The sequence below is a fragment of the Alkanindiges illinoisensis genome, from assembly GCF_004377485.1.
In the GTDB taxonomy this organism is placed as follows: domain Bacteria; phylum Pseudomonadota; class Gammaproteobacteria; order Pseudomonadales; family Moraxellaceae; genus Alkanindiges; species Alkanindiges illinoisensis_A.
The window spans coordinates 90,068-108,262 of sequence record NZ_SNTY01000014.1 but is presented as its reverse complement, the minus strand read 5'-3'; the positions used below and the strand labels follow the sequence as shown (position 1 = coordinate 108,262).

General features: G+C 49.0%; 11 protein-coding genes. 4 read left to right on the top strand and 7 right to left on the bottom strand.

Features of this window, described 5'->3' with window-relative positions:
* Positions 1-163: 163 nt before the first annotated feature.
* Complete coding sequence (locus E2B99_RS04420) at positions 164-1,585, bottom strand: FAD-binding oxidoreductase (RefSeq protein WP_134243760.1); 1,422 nt, start codon at positions 1,583-1,585, stop codon at positions 164-166.
* A gap of 101 nt (positions 1,586-1,686) precedes the next feature.
* On the opposite strand from E2B99_RS04420, the gene serA reads away from it, so the two are divergent.
* Complete coding sequence (gene serA, locus E2B99_RS04415; RefSeq protein WP_134243759.1) at positions 1,687-2,919, top strand: phosphoglycerate dehydrogenase; 1,233 nt, start codon at positions 1,687-1,689, stop codon at positions 2,917-2,919.
* A 71-nt stretch (positions 2,920-2,990) separates the two neighbouring features.
* On the opposite strand, the gene E2B99_RS04410 is transcribed toward serA, so the two are convergent.
* The 6 genes from E2B99_RS04410 to E2B99_RS04385 all read right to left on the bottom strand — a co-directional run bounded on the left by E2B99_RS04410 (position 2,991) and on the right by E2B99_RS04385 (position 15,120).
* Positions 2,991-3,626, bottom strand: a complete 636-nt coding sequence (locus E2B99_RS04410) for a hypothetical protein (RefSeq protein WP_134243758.1) — start codon at positions 3,624-3,626, stop codon at positions 2,991-2,993.
* Between the two features lie 110 nt (positions 3,627-3,736).
* Positions 3,737-4,825 (bottom strand): catalase family protein, encoded by a 1,089-nt coding sequence (locus E2B99_RS04405; RefSeq protein ID WP_134243757.1) that lies wholly within the window; start codon positions 4,823-4,825, stop codon positions 3,737-3,739.
* 123 nt (positions 4,826-4,948) lie between these two features.
* Positions 4,949-5,401 carry a hemerythrin domain-containing protein gene (locus E2B99_RS04400; protein WP_134243756.1) on the bottom strand — a complete coding sequence of 151 codons (453 nt, stop codon included), beginning with the start codon at positions 5,399-5,401 and terminating at the stop codon, positions 4,949-4,951.
* A 407-nt stretch (positions 5,402-5,808) separates the two neighbouring features.
* Positions 5,809-7,560, bottom strand: a complete 1,752-nt coding sequence (recD, locus tag E2B99_RS04395) for an exodeoxyribonuclease V subunit alpha (RefSeq protein ID WP_166738985.1) — start codon at positions 7,558-7,560, stop codon at positions 5,809-5,811.
* Positions 7,561-7,641: 81 nt separating this feature from the next.
* Complete coding sequence (locus E2B99_RS04390; RefSeq protein ID WP_134243754.1) at positions 7,642-11,652, bottom strand: UvrD-helicase domain-containing protein; 4,011 nt, start codon at positions 11,650-11,652, stop codon at positions 7,642-7,644.
* Positions 11,653-11,691: 39 nt separating this feature from the next.
* Complete coding sequence (locus E2B99_RS04385; RefSeq protein ID WP_134243753.1) at positions 11,692-15,120, bottom strand: exodeoxyribonuclease V subunit gamma; 3,429 nt, start codon at positions 15,118-15,120, stop codon at positions 11,692-11,694.
* 29 nt (positions 15,121-15,149) lie between these two features.
* Between E2B99_RS04385 and E2B99_RS14575 the strand changes: the two genes are divergently transcribed.
* The 3 genes from E2B99_RS14575 (at position 15,150) to E2B99_RS04375 (ending at position 18,188) form a co-directional block, all read left to right on the top strand.
* Positions 15,150-15,311, top strand: a complete 162-nt coding sequence (locus E2B99_RS14575; RefSeq protein WP_166738984.1) for a hypothetical protein — start codon at positions 15,150-15,152, stop codon at positions 15,309-15,311.
* A gap of 230 nt (positions 15,312-15,541) precedes the next feature.
* Complete coding sequence (locus E2B99_RS04380) at positions 15,542-16,045, top strand: hypothetical protein (protein ID WP_026472433.1); 504 nt, start codon at positions 15,542-15,544, stop codon at positions 16,043-16,045.
* A 304-nt stretch (positions 16,046-16,349) separates the two neighbouring features.
* Positions 16,350-18,188, top strand: coding sequence for an ABC transporter ATP-binding protein (locus E2B99_RS04375; RefSeq protein ID WP_134243752.1), 1,839 nt, complete (start codon positions 16,350-16,352; stop codon positions 18,186-18,188).
* Positions 18,189-18,195: the final 7 nt, after the last annotated feature.

Here is an 18,195-nt window from a genome sequence, read left to right as displayed (position 1 = left end):
CCATCTTCCTGATGTCTTGGTCTTACGTTTCAGGGGCGAATATAAGCTAAGGCGTTAGACATTTCTCTTTCACTCGATTTTTATTAATATTTTAAAGCTCAAATATCACCCAATAAAAAAGCGTAGCCGAAGCCACGCTTTTTGTGAATCATCACCCTGTGCTTTATAAATCAAAAATCTTGCCCGGATTCATAATGCCATTAGGATCAAACACTTTTTTCAGCTCACGCAAATAACCAATCTCCACGGCATCGCGGGTATATTCCAGATAATCCTTTTTGGTCATACCTACACCATGCTCAGCAGAAATGGAACCATTATATTTTTTCACGGTTTCAAATACCTGAGTATTCACTACTTTGCACTGATCGAAGAATTCATCCTTGGTCAGGTTAGCGGGTTTTAAAATATTTAAGTGCAGGTTGCCGTCACCAATATGGCCAAACCAGCAGATTTCAAAATCCGGGTAATTGGCTGCCACAATAGCGTCAATTTCTTTGATAAACGCGGGTACATGGGTAATCAGCACAGAAATGTCATTCTTGTATGGGGTAAATGGGGCAATAGTTTCCGAAATATCTTCACGCAAGCGCCACAGGTTTTGGGCTTGTGCCTGCGTCTGGCTCATTACCCCATCCAGTACCCAGCCCTGCTCCATACAGTGCTCAAAAATGCTCATGGCATCGTCAACCACCGCATCAAAACGCCCTTCAAATTCCAGCAACACATAAAACGGACAGGGGGTGTCAAACGGCTTGCCCACATGACCGGCATCCAGCACTTTTTGCAGTGCCACTTCGCCAAAAAACTCAAACGCTGTCAGGTCAATTCGTTGCTGAAATGCATGCAAAATCGGCATTACGGACTCAAAATCAGGCACTCCCAATACCAGCACTTTTAAGTCCTGTGGCTGGCGTGTCAGCTTGATTTCTGCTTCAGTGACAATGCCAAGTGTACCTTCAGCGCCAATAAACAGGTGCTGCAAGGCATAGCCGGTGGCATTTTTAATCATGCCTTTATTTAGGCGCAAAATATCGCCCTTACCCGTCACTACCGTTAAGCCCAGCACCCATTCGCGGGTCATGCCGTATTGAATCACCTTAATGCCGCCTGCATTGGTGCCAATGTTGCCACCCAACTGGCTGGAACCAGCCGAGGCAAAATCCACTGGATAATACAGCCCTTGCTCTTCGGCATATTGCTGCAACTGCTCGGTGACAATTCCAGCCTGCACGCGCACCATACGATCGGCGGGCAAGAATTCCACTACCTTGTTCATGCGGTCAAGACTAATCACAATTTCGCCATTGGTGGCCACAGCACCCGCTGACAAACCGGTACGTCCGCCGCTCGGAGTAATAGCAATCTGGTGCTGATTGGCCAGCTTAACCACGGCCTGCACTTCCTCCGTTGTCGCTGGAAATACAATCACCGCAGGGTTTGGCTCAAAATGCTTGGTCCAGTCCTTGCCCCAGGTCATGCGGCTATCGTGGTCGGTTTTGACCCGTTGCTCGCCCACAATGGCAGATAATTGTTGCAGTAACGATTCCAGTTTTTCGGCAGATAAGGCAAGCGGCGCATTCATGTCAAACGACCCTTAAGAAAAAAAGCAGACTTTATTGCAATATGCTATCATATACGGCTTGATTTTTGGCCTTTACACTTTTTTGGTTTTGTGGAGCCGGCATGAGCCAACAACTTTCCCTGCAAAAAGATAAAATTCGTTTTCTGCTGCTTGAAGGCGTACACCAGAACGCCCTCGATGTTCTCCATGCGGCTGGTTACAGCAACATTGATTACCGTAAAACAGCGCTTGATGAAGATGCTTTGATTGAAGCCATCAAGGATGCGCATTTTATCGGTATTCGCTCGCGTACTCAGATTACCGAAAAAGTGCTGGAAGCGGCCAATAAACTCATTGCCATTGGCTGTTTTTGTATTGGCACCAATCAGGTGAATCTGGATGCAGCGCTGGTACGCGGTATTCCGGTATTTAATGCACCGTATTCCAATACCCGCTCGGTGGCCGAACTTGTGCTGGGCCAGTTGATTCTGTTATTGCGTGGCATTCCAGAAAAAAATGCACTGGTGCATCGCGGTGGCTGGTCAAAATCTGCCGAAGGCTCCTATGAAGCACGTGGCAAAACCTTAGGGATTGTGGGCTATGGCTCGATTGGCACCCAGCTTTCCGTACTGGCTGAAAGCCTTGGAATGAAAGTCATTTACTTTGACGTGATTACTAAATTACCTTTGGGTAATGCGCGTCAGGTGGGCAGCATGGAAGAACTGCTGGCACAGTCTGATGTGGTGTCCCTGCATGTGCCTGAGCTGCCATCAACCAAAAACATGATGCGTGCCGAACAGTTTGCGCAAATGAAAAAAGGCGCCATTTTTATCAATGCCGCCCGTGGTACCTGTGTGGAAATTGATGATCTGGCCGCTGCCATTCAGTCTGGCCACTTAAATGGCGCTGCCATTGATGTATTCCCCAAAGAGCCCAAAGCCAACGATGAAGAATTCCTGTCGCCGCTGCGTGCCTTTGACAATGTCATTCTGACGCCGCACATTGGTGGTTCTACACAAGAAGCACAGGCCAACATTGGTCTGGAAGTGGCTGAAAAATTTGTACGGTATTCCGATGCCGGTGCAACCATTACTGCGGTGAATTTCCCTGAAGTGGCGATTCCACAACAGGAAGGTACGCATCGCCTGCTGCACATCCATAAAAACGTTCCCGGTGTTTTGTCAGCAGTAAACCAGTTGTTTGCTGCGCAACACATTAACATTGCGGCGCAAAGCCTAATGACCAAAGGTGATGTGGGTTATCTGGTGATGGACGTCGATGCAGGCGCGTCTGAAGCAGCGCTGGAAGCCCTACAAACTGTAGACGGCACCATTCGCGTACGTGTGCTGTACTAAGTTATTTTAGTTTAGTTCTAAAAAAGGCCCTGTCAGTTTGATGGGGCTTTTTATTTTGCCAATAAATATAGTCATAGACCTATCACTTTATTATAAAAATTAATTTCAAATTTCCGATATTCTATAAGCTCTGGAGTAATATGCTTTTGAATTTTTTGATAAAAATTTCTCTGTGTTTCACATTTTTCTTTAGTTGGCTCTGTAAATGATTTATTTAAATTATTATTAGTGGAATGGCAATTTGGTTTTATAGGATTGACACGTAACATTGAATAATGAATATCTTCTTTTTCACTTGCAAATCTTTTTTCACCATAAAATAGCATCAATCCGTGCACCATTTGGGCTAAAGCATAATTCTTATCGTTTAAAGCTTTGTTTGCTAACAGCTTCAATAAATTTTCATCATTAATCCATTGCTCTTTAAGACTAAATACACCAATCCTTGCATAAGTCTCTCCATATTGATTAAAAAGTTTCATAAATTGCTCTTCATCATCACTCTCAGACAATATATGAGCAGTAAGAGCATCCCGATAATAAGAAACAGCTTTTTGAATGTTGCCTTGGTAAATAGCCTGGCGTGCCAGATTTTCAAAAACTTGGACTTGTCTTGGTTGTTGTATTGTGGCGCTTGCCAGTGGAACAGCTTCGCAAAACATTGGAAATGAACTCACCAGAAAAATATAAACTCTAAATCTGTTCATTTATATTCCTTTTATTAGTTTAATATCGATGCATATAATTTCACTCTTTTCAATAAATAAAAAGCTTATCCACCATGAAATAAATAATTCTTTAAAAGAAATATTAAAAACTAATCCGGCACTTCGCCAATATCTCTTGGCTCTTTACGCGGCTGCACATTCATTTCATGGCGGAACATGCTGGAACGTGCATAAGCGGGGATACGCACCCGATTGATAGAACCCAGCGGCTGATGTTCTTTGAGGCAGTGCCATGGATTAAATGACAATACATCATCACCATACACACGGCGCGCCGGACTATAGGCATCCTGCGGGGGAATCACAACTTTGCCAATTGGCTGATACGGTGACTTATTTTCATCCCATTCAATTGAAGCATCTTCAATCGGCATATCTGCCGGATTGGTACATAATTGCGCGCGCAATTCGTATTCCGCGCCTGAACGGCTAAAGAAATCTACCACCAGATCACGCATGCCGGAAGGCCGGTCAGTAATATCCACACTTTGCCCAACCAGCGCAGCAACTTCTGGCGACAACGGTGCAGCACTAATCTTGGCAATATAGCGACCATAACGAATGGCAGCCATACTATAAAATGTTTGTCCCAGAATATGCACAGGCGGCGTGCCGAGTTTCTTTAATGGTGAATTGGTGTGTGCCAGCAAGCCTGCCACCGTACTGACTGGTTTGGCCAGTGAATCACCAATTTGCTTTACCAGGTCGGGTGACTCATCATATTTTTCGGCCATGTGCTGCATTTTCCAGTAGGCTTTTACATGACCAAATGGAATCACTGGATGATTCACCATTAAAAAATCCTGTGTTACATCGTTTTGATGCTCTGGCAGAATTTTTTCGCCTTCGACGCCAATGACCTTGACTGCCATACCATACGCTGTGGGAATGCGGTCATCCTTGATATGGCCAAAGGCACTGGATAGGCGAATCACTACTGGATAACGGCCAGCCTTGGCAAACAAGCCCTGTGCCAGATGTTCCGGCAGATTGTCATACACCTCCAGATGGCCAATCACAATGCCATGGCTTTTGGCATGCGCGTCACGGGTGGCATGGCGGTGATGGTCAAAAGCACGGGTGTTAACCCGCGCCATGGATTCTACGATTTTATTAATCAGCTCATCTTCGTCACTGGCTTTGACTTCAACATCAGGCGTATAGGGATAGTAGGACATGACAGGCTCGCTGGTAGGGTCTGATATAAATACTGGCTGGAATAGACAAATAAAAACGACAAGTTTCCCAAAACTTTAGCGGCTTTAAGGAAACTGTCCTGTTGTGATAGCTCTAACTGAGGCTTAGGCTGCCGCGTATTTTTCTTTCTGGCGCTCAAATTCTGCAAAATATTGTTCAGCCAGTTCCTGTTTTTGCTGTTCAGTTAGAATCTTGCCCGACATCTGGAAAAAACGGTGTTCTTCTTCTGATAAATGATGATGCACCTGCTCAACCAGTTTTTTGGCGGTGGCCATCCACGATGAGGTGGTCTGGTCAGCCTGCTCCAGCTCTTCAATGTATTCATCAATTTTATGGTGCTCGGATAAGGCATGCCGGGTTAAATCTACGCCATTATCATCCATGAGCAAAGGTACGTAAAAATAGCGCTCTTCCGCAGTTTCATGCGCTTCCAGCTCAATTTTGTATTGCTTGAAAATTTCATCGCGTTCTTCACTGGCCCCGTGAGTTTGTAATAATTGTGCGCCCAATTGACGTTGCACTTCGTGACTTTGGCGCAGGGCTTCAAAAATATTCATGGCTAACACCTTTTTATGCATGAGTTAATTTTCAACTTAAAATAACTTATTGATCTTGCTGGGCGTGTTGCAAAAATGCATGCAGTGTTTGATGGTTTGTAAATTTTATCGGCGAAATGAATGGTTATGGCGCAAAGCCTGATTGTTTTATATTGAAATACAGAAAAAAAGAAAAGCCCACAGGCTTAATTTCACCTTCCGGGCTTATGCGGCTGTATAAAACGGTTTCTTTATTATTGACTTAGTTCCTTTAAGCTTGCAGGTTTCCCAACCATATTCTGATCGTTATGGTGCTTTACCAGCGCTCCTTGCCAGCAACTTATCGTGCTGCCATCATCGCAAATAGACTGATCAGTCTACAGAGGTTAAAAGATGTATCTAGTGTGAGCATTTGCTCACAATGATGTCTACTTTTGTTCACAGTTGAGTGCAATTATGTGTTTTTGCACTTGTCGCTGTAATCCTGTGTGACGAACCAGCCTGTTGTGTAACGCCTGTTCGGCAGCAGCCGGTTCACTCCACAAGTCAACCTGTTGCTTGGCACGGGTCACAGCAGTGTACAGCAGTTCGCGGCTTAACAGATTTTGTGCAGCATTTTCCAGTACGACAGCCACCCGGTTAAACTCTGAACCCTGAGATTTATGCACGGTCATGGCAAACGCAGTGCTGATGTCATGCAATGGCAACCGGGTAACTGCAATAGGCTGGCTTAAATGCGCAAAATGCACCTGCCACTTGCCACTATGATCCGCCAGACATAGGCCAATATCACCATTGGACAGTTGCAGGCCATAATCGTTGCGGCTCATCATTACCGGGCGGCCAGTAAACCATTCACTAAAGCCAACCGTCTGGGTAAGTGCCAGTTGCAGCCGACGTGACATTTCCTGATTGATGCGCTTTACCCCAAGTCGGCCTGAGCGCATGGCTGTTAAAATCCGGTACTGATCAAATACCGCAAACAATTGTTGCACCGATTGTCCGTTTTGCAGCGCGTCAACATAGGGTAAAAAGCCCTGCCATAACTGGTCAAACAGTTGCTGGTCGCTTAAAGGTTCAGGATTAATGTGTTTTAAAATGGACTGGTTTTCAGGCTTGTGAAAGGTGTGCCAGAACGTCTTGATATCCTGCGCCAAAATTGCTGATGCCAGTTGGCCAATGCCTTGCGTGGCATTAAAGCGCTTACTTTCCAGCAAATGAATCTGGTGATCCTGCAAGGCCGGGGCTTGCTGCAGGTCAGCCAGTACTGCCCCGGCATCCACCGCAGCCAGCTGGTCGGCATCACCCAAAATAATCAGCCGGGTGCCGGGTGCAATGGCATCAAACAGCAAACTGCCCAGCGCCAGATCCAGCATGGAGCCTTCGTCCAGTACAATCAGGTCATACGGCAACGGGGCGCGCTGGTGATAACGGGGCTTGCCGCTGCTGCCCAGTCCCAGTAGCCGATGCACGGTCTGGGCAGTTTGAATCTGGCTGCTTTGAATGCCGGATTCAGCAAAAGCAATATCCAGCACACTTTGCATGCGCTGTGCGGCTTTGCCCGTGGGAGCTGCCAGTGCAATACGCAAATCCGGCTGGGCCTGTTGCAGGGCCTTAACAATCCTCACCAGGGTATAGGTCTTGCCGGTGCCTGGCCCGCCAGTAATCAGGCTAAAGGAATGCCTGGCGGCCAGAGTAATGGCTTGTTGCTGGCGGGCATTAGCCGTTTCACTGGCTTCAAACTGTACAGTTACTGGCCGAACAGCTGTTAAAATGCGTGTTAATTGTTCAGCCAGCCGATATTCCTGTTGCCACTGTCGATAAAAGTATAGATAATCCTCCGCCCTGACTAGCGGTGCTGGTTGAGTTGTGGCCTGTTTTTCATCCACAATCAAAGGATGCTGTAACTGTACAGAGTTTAGGTGTTCTGGTGTTAGCAGCAAACAGGTATGGCCATTGTCCAGTGCCTGCCCAACATTAATAATAAGCTGTTTTAATTGATCTTTTTTAAGGTTAGTAAGCCCAGCATACAGATGGGTTAACTGGGTTGCCAAAGCAGCATACCAGGTGCCTTCTACAGACTCATCAGCTGTCTGAATATTATCAACAGACTTATCCGCAAGGTTATCAACAGGTTTATCCACAAACTTACCCACAGGGTTATCAACAGAGTTATCCACAGCTTTGTCTGCCTGTTTTATCGCTTTTTAAAAATACGACAAGCCTTTTAATATTTGCCCATTTGCCATCAGGCAGCTTAATTATTGCCACGGATCATGCTGCCCTAGCAAATGATCCAGTTGATTAAGCAAGTCCTCGCTTGCCTGCCAGTGCAGGATGCCGTTCTGGTCAGAACCCTGCTGCATGCCACGCAAATACAAATACACAGAGCCACCCAGATGCTGTGCAGGCTGATAATCTGGCAAACGCAGCTTCAGGAACCGATGCAAGGCCAGCTGGTATAGTGCCGCCTGCAACCAGTAGCTGGAGTTACTCATGTTGTCACGCAGTGCTGCAGGCTGGTAATCACTATACTGGTCACCCAGATAATTGCTCTTATAATCGGCAATGTAATATTTATCCTGATGCACATACACCAGGTCAATAAAACCATGCAGGTAACGTGCATTCATTACGCTATTGAGTGGCGCTACCGGTACTTGATGCTGGGCCAGTAACTGCCCAATGGCCCGGGTGTCCACCAGTTTGTCCGCAACCGACAGGTGAAACTCAAACTCATGAATCTGGCTGTCCAGACTGGCCAGCGTGGCACCTTCTGGCAATTGCGCCTGCAGGATATCGGTAAACCAGCCTGCCATGTGCTCAAGGTCAACCACAGGTTGTCCATAGCGCTCCAGCTGGGCATTAATGGCAAAGTTCTGCAACTGTTTTTCAAACACCTGCGGCCAGTATTCTTTATGTTTGGGATTAAGCTGCTCCAGAATATGATGCAGGCAATCGCCGGCATTGGCACCGCGCGGGAAGCTAAAACACAATGGCAGCACAGGTTCATCCAGTTCGGTTTCTGATACTGAGATTACTTCTGATGTCAGTAGTATTGATGGCAGTGCTTCTGGTTGAGTTACTTTTATTGGAGACAGTGCTGTTTCAATTTCTTTAGTTTCAGGCTGTTTTGCAGCAAGTCCTTTGTCTGGCTTAGGCTCAGCTTGCAGGGTTGTTTTTCCTGTTACTATGCTGGCGCGCTGATTGGTTTTTTGTGCCTTTTGCGGGGCAGTTAATGGCTCATCGGTATGCAACAAAATGTCATCCGCAGGAGTAGCAACCATGTCACTTAATGGTTGATGACCCGATTGTTCCACTAAGATGGGCAGCATTTTTTGATGGCGTGACAACTGGCTAAAACTGGTCAGGCCCCAGGCATACACCCGGTGGCTGGGCACTGGCCGTGCATCAATATCTACATGGCTGCTCAGCTGTTTATAAATAAATTGCGGACATTCAAAGAGGCCATCCTGTACCAAGGTATTGGGGTCGCTCCAGCCCTCGCGTGCGACAGGTAGCCAGTGATACAGTGCGCCCTTGATTGTGGCGTCTTTGGTTTTGCCATCCTTGCCCGGTGCAGGTGGTGCAATCACATACAGGCGCATGCTGGCACGGGTGAGCGCCACATAAATCAGGCGGCGCAGTTCGGCCTGTTCACGTTGCTGATGGGCTTCCAGCTGGGCAGCATTACGGCTGGAAAACGATAACATGCGCTGCTGGTTCTCTTCATAAAAAATAATGCTGGATTTTTGTCCACCCTTTGCCGGATCAAGCCCTGCCACAAACACAATGGGAAACTCAAGCCCCTTGGATTTATGAATGGTCATCAGCTGTACGCCCTGCTCGCCGGACAGCCTGCGCTCCAGCTCCCATTCGCGCTGACCCGGCTGGCTCATCTGGCGCATCAGCCACGCCAGCAAGTGATGCTGGCCCTGAATTTTTTCACTTTGCTGGTGAATCACTTCAATCAAATGGCGCAAATTTACCACCAGCCGTTCGGCATTGGGCTGCCGCGACAATTGCGGCCAGATGTCAAAGGCTTCACTCAGCTGCTGCCAGGCTGCCAGAAATCCAGCCCGGTACCAGCGTTCACCCAGACTAAAAAACAGGCCCTGCAAGCGTGCCAGCTCATCGGGCTGCTGCTCGAGTTGCACCAGTGCCTTTAAGGTTTTACCAATCAGGCTACCGGCCAGTGCACGTCGCAAACGGCCTTCATGGTACGGCGCCAGCATCACCTGCATGAGCGCCACAATGTCTTCGGCCAGCGTGGTCTGGAAAATACTTAAGCGTGAACCACGCCATACCGGCACTTTAGCCTGTTGTAACACGGCCTGAACCTTATCCAGTTGGCTGTTGGAACGGCATAGCACCGCAATATGGCTGGGGCTAATGGGCTCAAACTGGTCATGATGCTTAATTTGCACTTGCCCGCTATGGCTTGCTTGCAGCAAATGAATGATTTGCCACGCCACCTGTTCAAACTCGGTTTTTTGGTCTTCAACACACAATAGGCGCAAGGGCACATGATTGATGTCATCGCCATCACGCAGCTCAGTGTGATTGCGGCCACCGGCTTCGACGGGCTGATATTGTACCTGCTCGCCAAACTCGGGATTAAACTGAAACAGGCGGTCTACCGCTGACACCAATGGCGCAATGGAACGATGGTTAAAGCGTAAAAAATGTTGCTGCCCGCCATGCTGTATGACCTGCGTTTTGGCGCGCTGATAGGTGAGCATGTCCCCGCCACGAAAACCATAAATGGCCTGCTTGGGATCACCGACTAACACGAGGCATGAGCGCGGATTAAACTGGACACTGTCCTGTCCGCTCGCAAGGCGAGAGCTTTGCTCGAGCAGGCGAGGATTAAGCAAAGCACTGCCCGGTCCTAAGGCATTCTGCGCTGCAAGACGGCCAGAATCTTGTTCAAGCACTACAGGAGATTTAGCAGGCTGATTCATGGATTGCACAGGCTGCCGCCAGATATATGCAATCACGCGATCCTGATCAAAATTGGTGTCCTGAAACTCATCCACCAGTGCCACCGGATAACGGTGCTGGATATGCTGCGCCAGACTTTGGCTGGCATCCTGTTGCAGCACATCGGCCAGCACGCGCATTTGCTGGGAAAAGGTGGTTTCGCCGCGTTCGCTTAAAATCTGCGGCAGTTGCTGGCGCACCATCTGGCTGACAAAATAATGCGTATGCTGGGAAATTTGTTCCAGACTATCCTGCAAATGCAGCATACAGTGCTGAACCTGCATCAGCAGCTGACAGGCAGGCAGGCTGATAAATTGCTGCTTAAGGGCGTCATCGGCCTTTTTAAACTGGCCATCAATCTTGGCAAAGCCTTCCAGCCAGCGATATTCAGCACTGTCGGCATTGAGCTGGCACAAATAATCCAGCAGGTTGTTCTGCAATGCCGCTAAAATTCCCGGAAAGACCTGCGCATTATTGCTAAAAGCGCGATTCTTCACCAGCTTACTGTGGTATTCGCCATCGGGCTGTAAAAATGCAGTCAGGGTTGACCAGTCACATTGTTTTAATTGCTGCTCGGTCTGCTCAAATAATTGCCAGTCGATCACTGGCATTTCCACCGGCTGCAATTGTGCGGATAAAAAGTTCAGCACGGTGGTAATGCTACCGCGATAGTCTTCCACGTCTTTGAGCTGGTCGGTGAGCACCAATAGTTCAATGATGCGCGCAGGCTGACGGCTACGCCACTGGCGCAAGGCATCGTGCATCACCTGATAGCAGGCTTCGGCTTCCTGTTCACTGATTTGCAGGATTTCATGCTGGCCGCTATCAAAGGCAAATTCATTCAGCAATTTCTGGCAAAAACTGTCCAGCGTGCCCACAAACAGCTCATCAAAACTGTCCAGTGCCAGTTGCAGACGGTTTCTGGCATGGTTGAGCTGCCCGACATCCAGCTTTTGTAGCAAATACACGGCCAGCCAGTCCTGCTCAGCCTGCATGTGTTGTAATACTTCAGCATGATTTTCAATGGCCCGGTGAAACAGACTGCGAAAATCCTCAAACCGCTTGCGGATACGCAGTTTTAGCTCGGCAGCAGCAGCACGGGTAAACGTCGTGGCAATAATCTGGCGGGTCAGGTATTCGCCTTCAACAATAAAACGCACCATCAGGGTGGAGAGTGTCCAGGTTTTGCCAGTGCCTGCCGAGGCTTCAATCAGGTGAATCCCATTGAGACCAAGGTCAATGGCCGGGGTTGGCGGAATGATTGCCTGCGGCTGAACCTGACTATTCATGGCATGCACAGCCTGAATTAAATCCCCTAATGGTCACGATCATTGATTAAGCACCTGACTGAACTGTTTAATCGGTTGATACAGCACAATCGCATGCTGCTGCATAAACTCAGCAAATAGCTGCCCCGCATCCTGTCCACGCAAAATCAGTTGCCAGTCACGGTGCTGGGCGCAATCTTCCTGTTCCTGCACTGGCCAGAAACTGTTGCCCTCCAGCCATGTCTTGCACAGGCCATCCAGATTTTTAATGCTGGCGTGCTGCTGTTCGGCATCATAATGCACCCCGGATGCATGCAGCACCAGATTGGGTGGCAACACCCACGGCGCACAACTGGCCTGTTGCCAGACATTCAGCCATTTGAGCAACTGCGCACTGGCGTCAATAGCGGTGATAGGTTGATAAATCAGCGTGCTATCACTGAGCACAATGATGCGCTGGCCAATGCCCTGTTGCACATCGGTTGCTTGCGTGTTGCGCTGGATATGCCAGGCCAGATGTTCCAGCCAGTAACGCAACTGGCGCTGGCCTTTTTGTTTATAAGGATACTGGCTTAACCAGAGCTGACATTGTTCATCCGCTGGCACCTGTACCAGCAACTGCCATGGTTCAAGCATTAACACCCGTTCGGTGAGTGGTGTTTCCTGCTCGCCATAACGGCGCAGGCGCTGCCGGTTACGGGCGGCTTCCAACTGACTTTTTTTCCAGTAGGCCATGGCCGCACTGCCGACGGGCAAAATGGCCTGCAAGTGTCCCTGTGCCAGTTGATCCGGCTGCTGCTGATGTAATGCGCGAATATGATATTCATCCAGCTTGTTCAGGCTTAGGGGCTCAAAAATGGCGGGCAAGTCCTGCCGGGCAATTTGCTGCACGCGGCTCTGGCTTAAAAAATGGCTGGCCGGACGGCACAACTGGCGAATAATACGCTCTAGCGACAGTAATCCCTGCGACTCATGAATCAAGTCCTGATCCAGCCACTTGACCGCCGGGAATTGCTGTTGCAGGTTGGCGGCCACCGTTGACCAGGTGCCCTGATAACTGCGCGGCTTGGTATGACTGAACTGGTTTTTCCCCTCACCAGAAGTAACATCTGGATCAGTTGTTCGAGCCTGAAAATTCATTAGCTCAAACGGTTCCAGCGTATGATAATGCACGATGTGTGCATACAGCATGTCCGGTGTTTCCAGCATGTCACGGATAAATTCAATCAGTTCCTGCAAGGTGCCGGACGGCTGGCGCGGCTGGGTATCGCTCACGTCAAATCCATTGTAAAATAGCCAGCAGGCTTCCTGCGCCAGCAGCAGGCCATCCAGAAAAGCGCCCTGCTCATCAATCAGGCGCGAACGGTCACCGCGCTGTGCAGGCATTACGCTCATCAAATCAAAAGTGTTTTTGGTGTCGCGTGCAGGAAACAGGCCACTGTCCAGATTAAGCATCACCACCAGTTTATACGGCAGCGGACGCAACGTGCCTAGTCGGCTAAAGGTAATTTTTCCGGTTGGCACCGAACCGGGTGGTGCCTGTTCCAGAATTTGCCCCACCTCATCCAGCACAAAACGGAATGGCAGGTTGAGCTGCGAGCTTTGGGTTAAATCCAGACTGTGCTGCAGTTCATCCAGCGCACAGGCCACCCCCTTGCCGCCAATTGTGCCAGTGGTATGATCAAAGTCACTGCTGAGTTCTTCACGCAGCAGGCTGAGCCAGTCCTGTAGACTTTGATGCTGTGATTTATTGTGGGTTTTAAGCCAGTGGCGCCGGATGTCCAAATCCTGATAAATCCGGGATAACTTGGCCAGTAGCTCAAAATCCTGTCGCCCAACGCCCTCGTAGGCCAGCACGCCTGCATGGACAGCCTGCACTGGCATGGCAATACCCAGCATCAGGCGGTTTAAGGCAAACTCCAGGGTAAAGCGGGTGTCATGGTCGCCATCTGCCAGTGTTTCACGCAAGTGTGCGCCATCAAAACCACGCCGAAAACCGGCATCTGCTAATAGCTCACCCAGACGCTGTACGTCTTCACGGTTTAAGGCATACAACTCCTGTACCGCTTCCAGACCCAGCCAGTCCAGCAAATCCTCAACACTAAAACGCCCATCCAGCAAATAATAACGTCCGGTAATGGCTTGCCATAACTGTTCGGCATCTGCCTGTGCCACCCCGGTAATATGCACGGGTAAAAACATGCCGCTTTGCGCAGAAAACACCGTGCGTACCAGCGGCGCAATTTCATTGAGGTTGGGCACAAATACCACAATGTCTGCCGGCTTGCGGGTCTTGTCCGCACTGAGCCAGCCCATCAGTTGTTCACGCAGCACTTCCAGCTGGCGCAATGGCGAATGGCAGGCATGTACCTGAATGGAATCATCCTGTGCCTGCAATTTAAAACCATGTTTTTGCGGTTGCACCAGATGCAGCACGTCATGCTGGATTTGTCCCAGCAGGGTATTGGGAAAATAAGCCGGAAACAGATCCAGCCATTCGCCCTGATGGCTGACATCATTGCCGGACAATTCAGCCAGCAGTGCAAAAATATCACGCGCCTGCTTGCCCATACGTGTCAAGAGCGGATGACGGCTATCAAACAGGGCGGCTGCCTTGGGATTTTTAAGTTCAAATTGCTTGAGCCATAACGGATCAACGCTATCTGCCCAGTATTCCTGCGAGGGGTTGTAATGCAAAAACTGGATATCAATATAGCGCGCCAGTTCCTTGAGAAAAGTAAACTCGGACGGCGGCAATTGCAGCACGGTAAACACGGTCAGGCTTTTAGGCAGCACCTTGCGCTTGGCCGGATTCTGATCCAGTATCTGCCAGAAATTGCGCCGGATATTCTGGTGCTTTTCAAAGTCTTCACTAAACAGGGTTTGCCATAAAAACTGCTGCCACAATTCCATGTCGCTGTAGCGTTGCAGTAGCCATTCCGGGGTTTTGGCATCCATATTCTGAATCACCGGAATCATATCCAGTAACTGGCCTTTGCCCCAGTGTACCAGCCAGTCAGGCCGATACAGCACATAATTGGCAAATACCTGCGCAATGTGTTCAGCCATTTTCCACAACAGGCGCTGCTGGTTCTTGGCCGGATTTGCTGAATGATGTTGCAGCCGCTCAAATAAAGGCTTTAATACCTGCTGTGCCTGTTCATATTGCTCAGGCTGCTTGAGCACTGCCAGAAAATAGGCAAACAGCTTCCATTGAATCACTTGCCGCGCAAACGGCGCACTGCGCGGAATATGGTTGCCCAATACACGCCGATACAGCGTCCACTGATATGTCCCAAAAAAGTCAGTATTTAAGCGCGCGCTAATGCCCTGCTGGCTGGCCAGTTGATAACGCAGCCATACCCCAACCCCGTGCGACGGCACAATCACCTGCTGTGCCTCAAGCACCCCCACCGGATGCGCGGCAAAAAAGTCCTGCATGGCTGCAAACAGCAGATCAATGCGCTGACTTTGGGTAATGTTAAGCATGGCTAATCAGGACACCGCCTTGAATGAAAATGGATCAAATAACAAACAGCAATACGGCCTTGGCATTGTTGCAACCTTCCCTGTTTGCTGCGCCTTATCTTAACTCATTTGCGCTGGTTTTGTTGCTCTGGAATACGCTAAAAACACTGGCGCTGCTGTTTCATAATTACCATTTTTTCAGGCGCATTTAGCATTGCCTTTGAACATTTACAAAGATTATCAGGAACACTAAACGAATCCTTAATTCAAGCCACTGGTTTTGTGGCACTTTATGAGCAAGCGTTTAGTGCATCCATTTATTTGGCTGGTTTATACCGGATGTTATATAAGCTGAGCTTTGCTTAAAGCCGGGCTTTGCACACCAGATGATCAGCCTTTTTATATTTTTAATAACTGTTTTTCTAACCACCGTGGAGAAAAAATGACAACTGCCAAAAATGCCGATGAGCACCTGATTAGTCCAACACTGGATCTGGAACTGATTCGCCGTGAATGTATTGATCTGGTCAAGAAACGCGCCTGGATTTCTGCCGGGGCTGCCGTAGTTCCAGTGCCTTTTCTGGATGTAGTGATTGATACCAGCGTGCTCAGCGTATTGCTGCCGCAAATCAATGCCAAGTTTGGGCTGGAACCAGAACAAATTGCCGTGTATGACCCCAAAACCCGTCAGGTTCACTGGAATGCATTGCGTAAGCGTGGTATTCAGTTTGCGGGTCTGGTCACTACCCGTGCCGTGGCGCGCAAGAGCCTTAGCGGTTTCGCCGGGAAAATCCTGACCAAGCAGGTGACCAAGTTTGTACCATTAGGTGGGCAGATTGTGGCAGCCACACTGGGTTACCAAATCCTCAAAAAAATTGCCCTGACCCATGTGGAAGACAGCTATAAACTGGCCAAGCAAATGCAACAGCAGCAAAAAAAACAGTAAGCCTGCGTATTAACCGCAAGCGGGCAAATCATAATTACAGTCGCAGTGACTGGTTGTGATTAGCCCGTTTTCATACATTGTAATTTTAGGTTTTCTGTTAAACCTGATGGGTTATTAAAGACTATAATCATTTAAAACAGGGTTTATCATTAAACTCTCTCTGCACTCTCGTAATAACAAGAATGTTGTGCAGGTCTTTCATTCATTAATGCTGCATTGATCAGTTAACACGGCATGAGCCGACTGGCGTTATTCGCTATCTTGATTTCAGGCTTATCGCGTTACACAATTTCAAGGACATTTCATGTTTAGCTGGTTTGAAAAGCGGATTCATCCTTACCCTGATGCACCACCACCGCTGTTACCGCAACAGTTTTTTGCCTTTATCTGGCAGGCCACCAAAGGCACACGCGGGCTGATTATTAGTCTTACTGTTCTGACTGCGATTATTGGCATTTTTGAAGCCATGCTGTTTGCCATGATGGGCAAAATGGTGGACTGGCTCAGCCATGTTGAGCCTGCCCTGCTATGGCAAAAAGAAGGCATGCGTCTGGGCATACTGGCTGCCATAATTGTGGGCAGTATTTTGCTGGTGGGCCTGCAATCGCTGATCAAGCATCAGGGCCTGCTGGGCACCTTTCCCATGCGGCTGCGCTGGAACTTTCACCGCCAGGTGTTAAGTCAAAGCCTTGGTTTTTTTAGCGATGACTTTGCCGGGCGGATTGCCACCAAAGTGATGCAAACCTCGCTGGCGGTGCGGGACGTGTGGATGCTGGCTGCTGATATTCTGGCCTTTATGCTGGTGTATTTTGTTACCTTAAGTCTGGTGATGGGTTCATTTAGCCTATGGATGCTGGTGCCATTTTTTATCTGGCTCACTGCCTATAGCCTGAGCATGTATTATTTCTTGCCGCGTCTGGGTGCCATTGCCAAGTCACAGGCCAATGCCCGCTCCAATATGGTGGGCCGGGTGACTGATGCCTACACCAACATTCAAACCGTGAAGCTGTTTTCGCATGCCGGACGTGAGGCAGATTATGCCCGTGAATCCATGGATGATTTTCTGGTAACGGTTCACACGCAAATGCGGCTGGTCACCTGGCTGCAACTCACCAACCAGTGCCTCAATGCATTTTTGATTTTATCAACTTCCGGTGTGGCGCTGTGGTTGTGGTCAAATTCAGCGCTGGGCATTGGGGCGGTGGCAGCAACCACAGCCATGGCCTTGCGCTTAAATGGTTTTGCCCAGTGGATCATGTGGGAGATTTCATCCCTGTTTGAAAATATTGGCACCGTACAGGATGGTATTAACACCCTGACCAAACCGCAACTAATTGAAGACAAACCCCATGCTACCACCTTAAAAGTGACGCACAGCCGGGTGCAGTTTGATAACGTCAGCTTTGCCTACAGCCCTGACAAACCCATTTTATCTCACCTGAATCTGGATATTCAGGCAGGTGAAAAAATTGGACTGGTGGGTCGTTCCGGCGCGGGTAAATCGACCCTGATTAATCTGCTGCTGCATTTCTATGAGCCGCAACAGGGTCGTATTCTCATTGATGGGCAGGATATTGCGCAGGTTACCCAAGACAGCTTGCGCGCCCAGATTGGCATGGTCACGCAGGATACTTCGCTACTGCATCGTTCAGTGCGTGAAAATATCCTGTATGGCAAGCCAGATGCCAGCGAAGCCGAACTGATTGCGGCTGCCCAGCAAGCTGAAGCGGATGAGTTTATTGCCCAGCTGACTGACCCCAATGGCCGCACTGGGTTTGATGCGCATGTGGGTGAGCGCGGCGTTAAACTGTCGGGTGGTCAACGCCAGCGCATTGCCATTGCACGGGTTATGTTGAAAGATGCACCCATTTTGCTGCTGGATGAAGCCACTAGCGCACTGGATTCGGAAGTGGAAGCCGCCATTCAGCATAGCCTGTACAAGCTGATGCAAGGCAAAACCGTGATTGCCATTGCCCATCGGTTATCTACTATTGCGGCCATGGACCGGCTGATTGTGATGGATCAGGGTCAAATTGTGGAACAGGGCACTCATCAGGAACTGCTGGCCAAAAATGGGATTTATGCACGGCTCTGGGCGCACCAGAGTGGCGGTTTCTTAGTGGAAGATGATGTAACGAGTTAACTTAAAG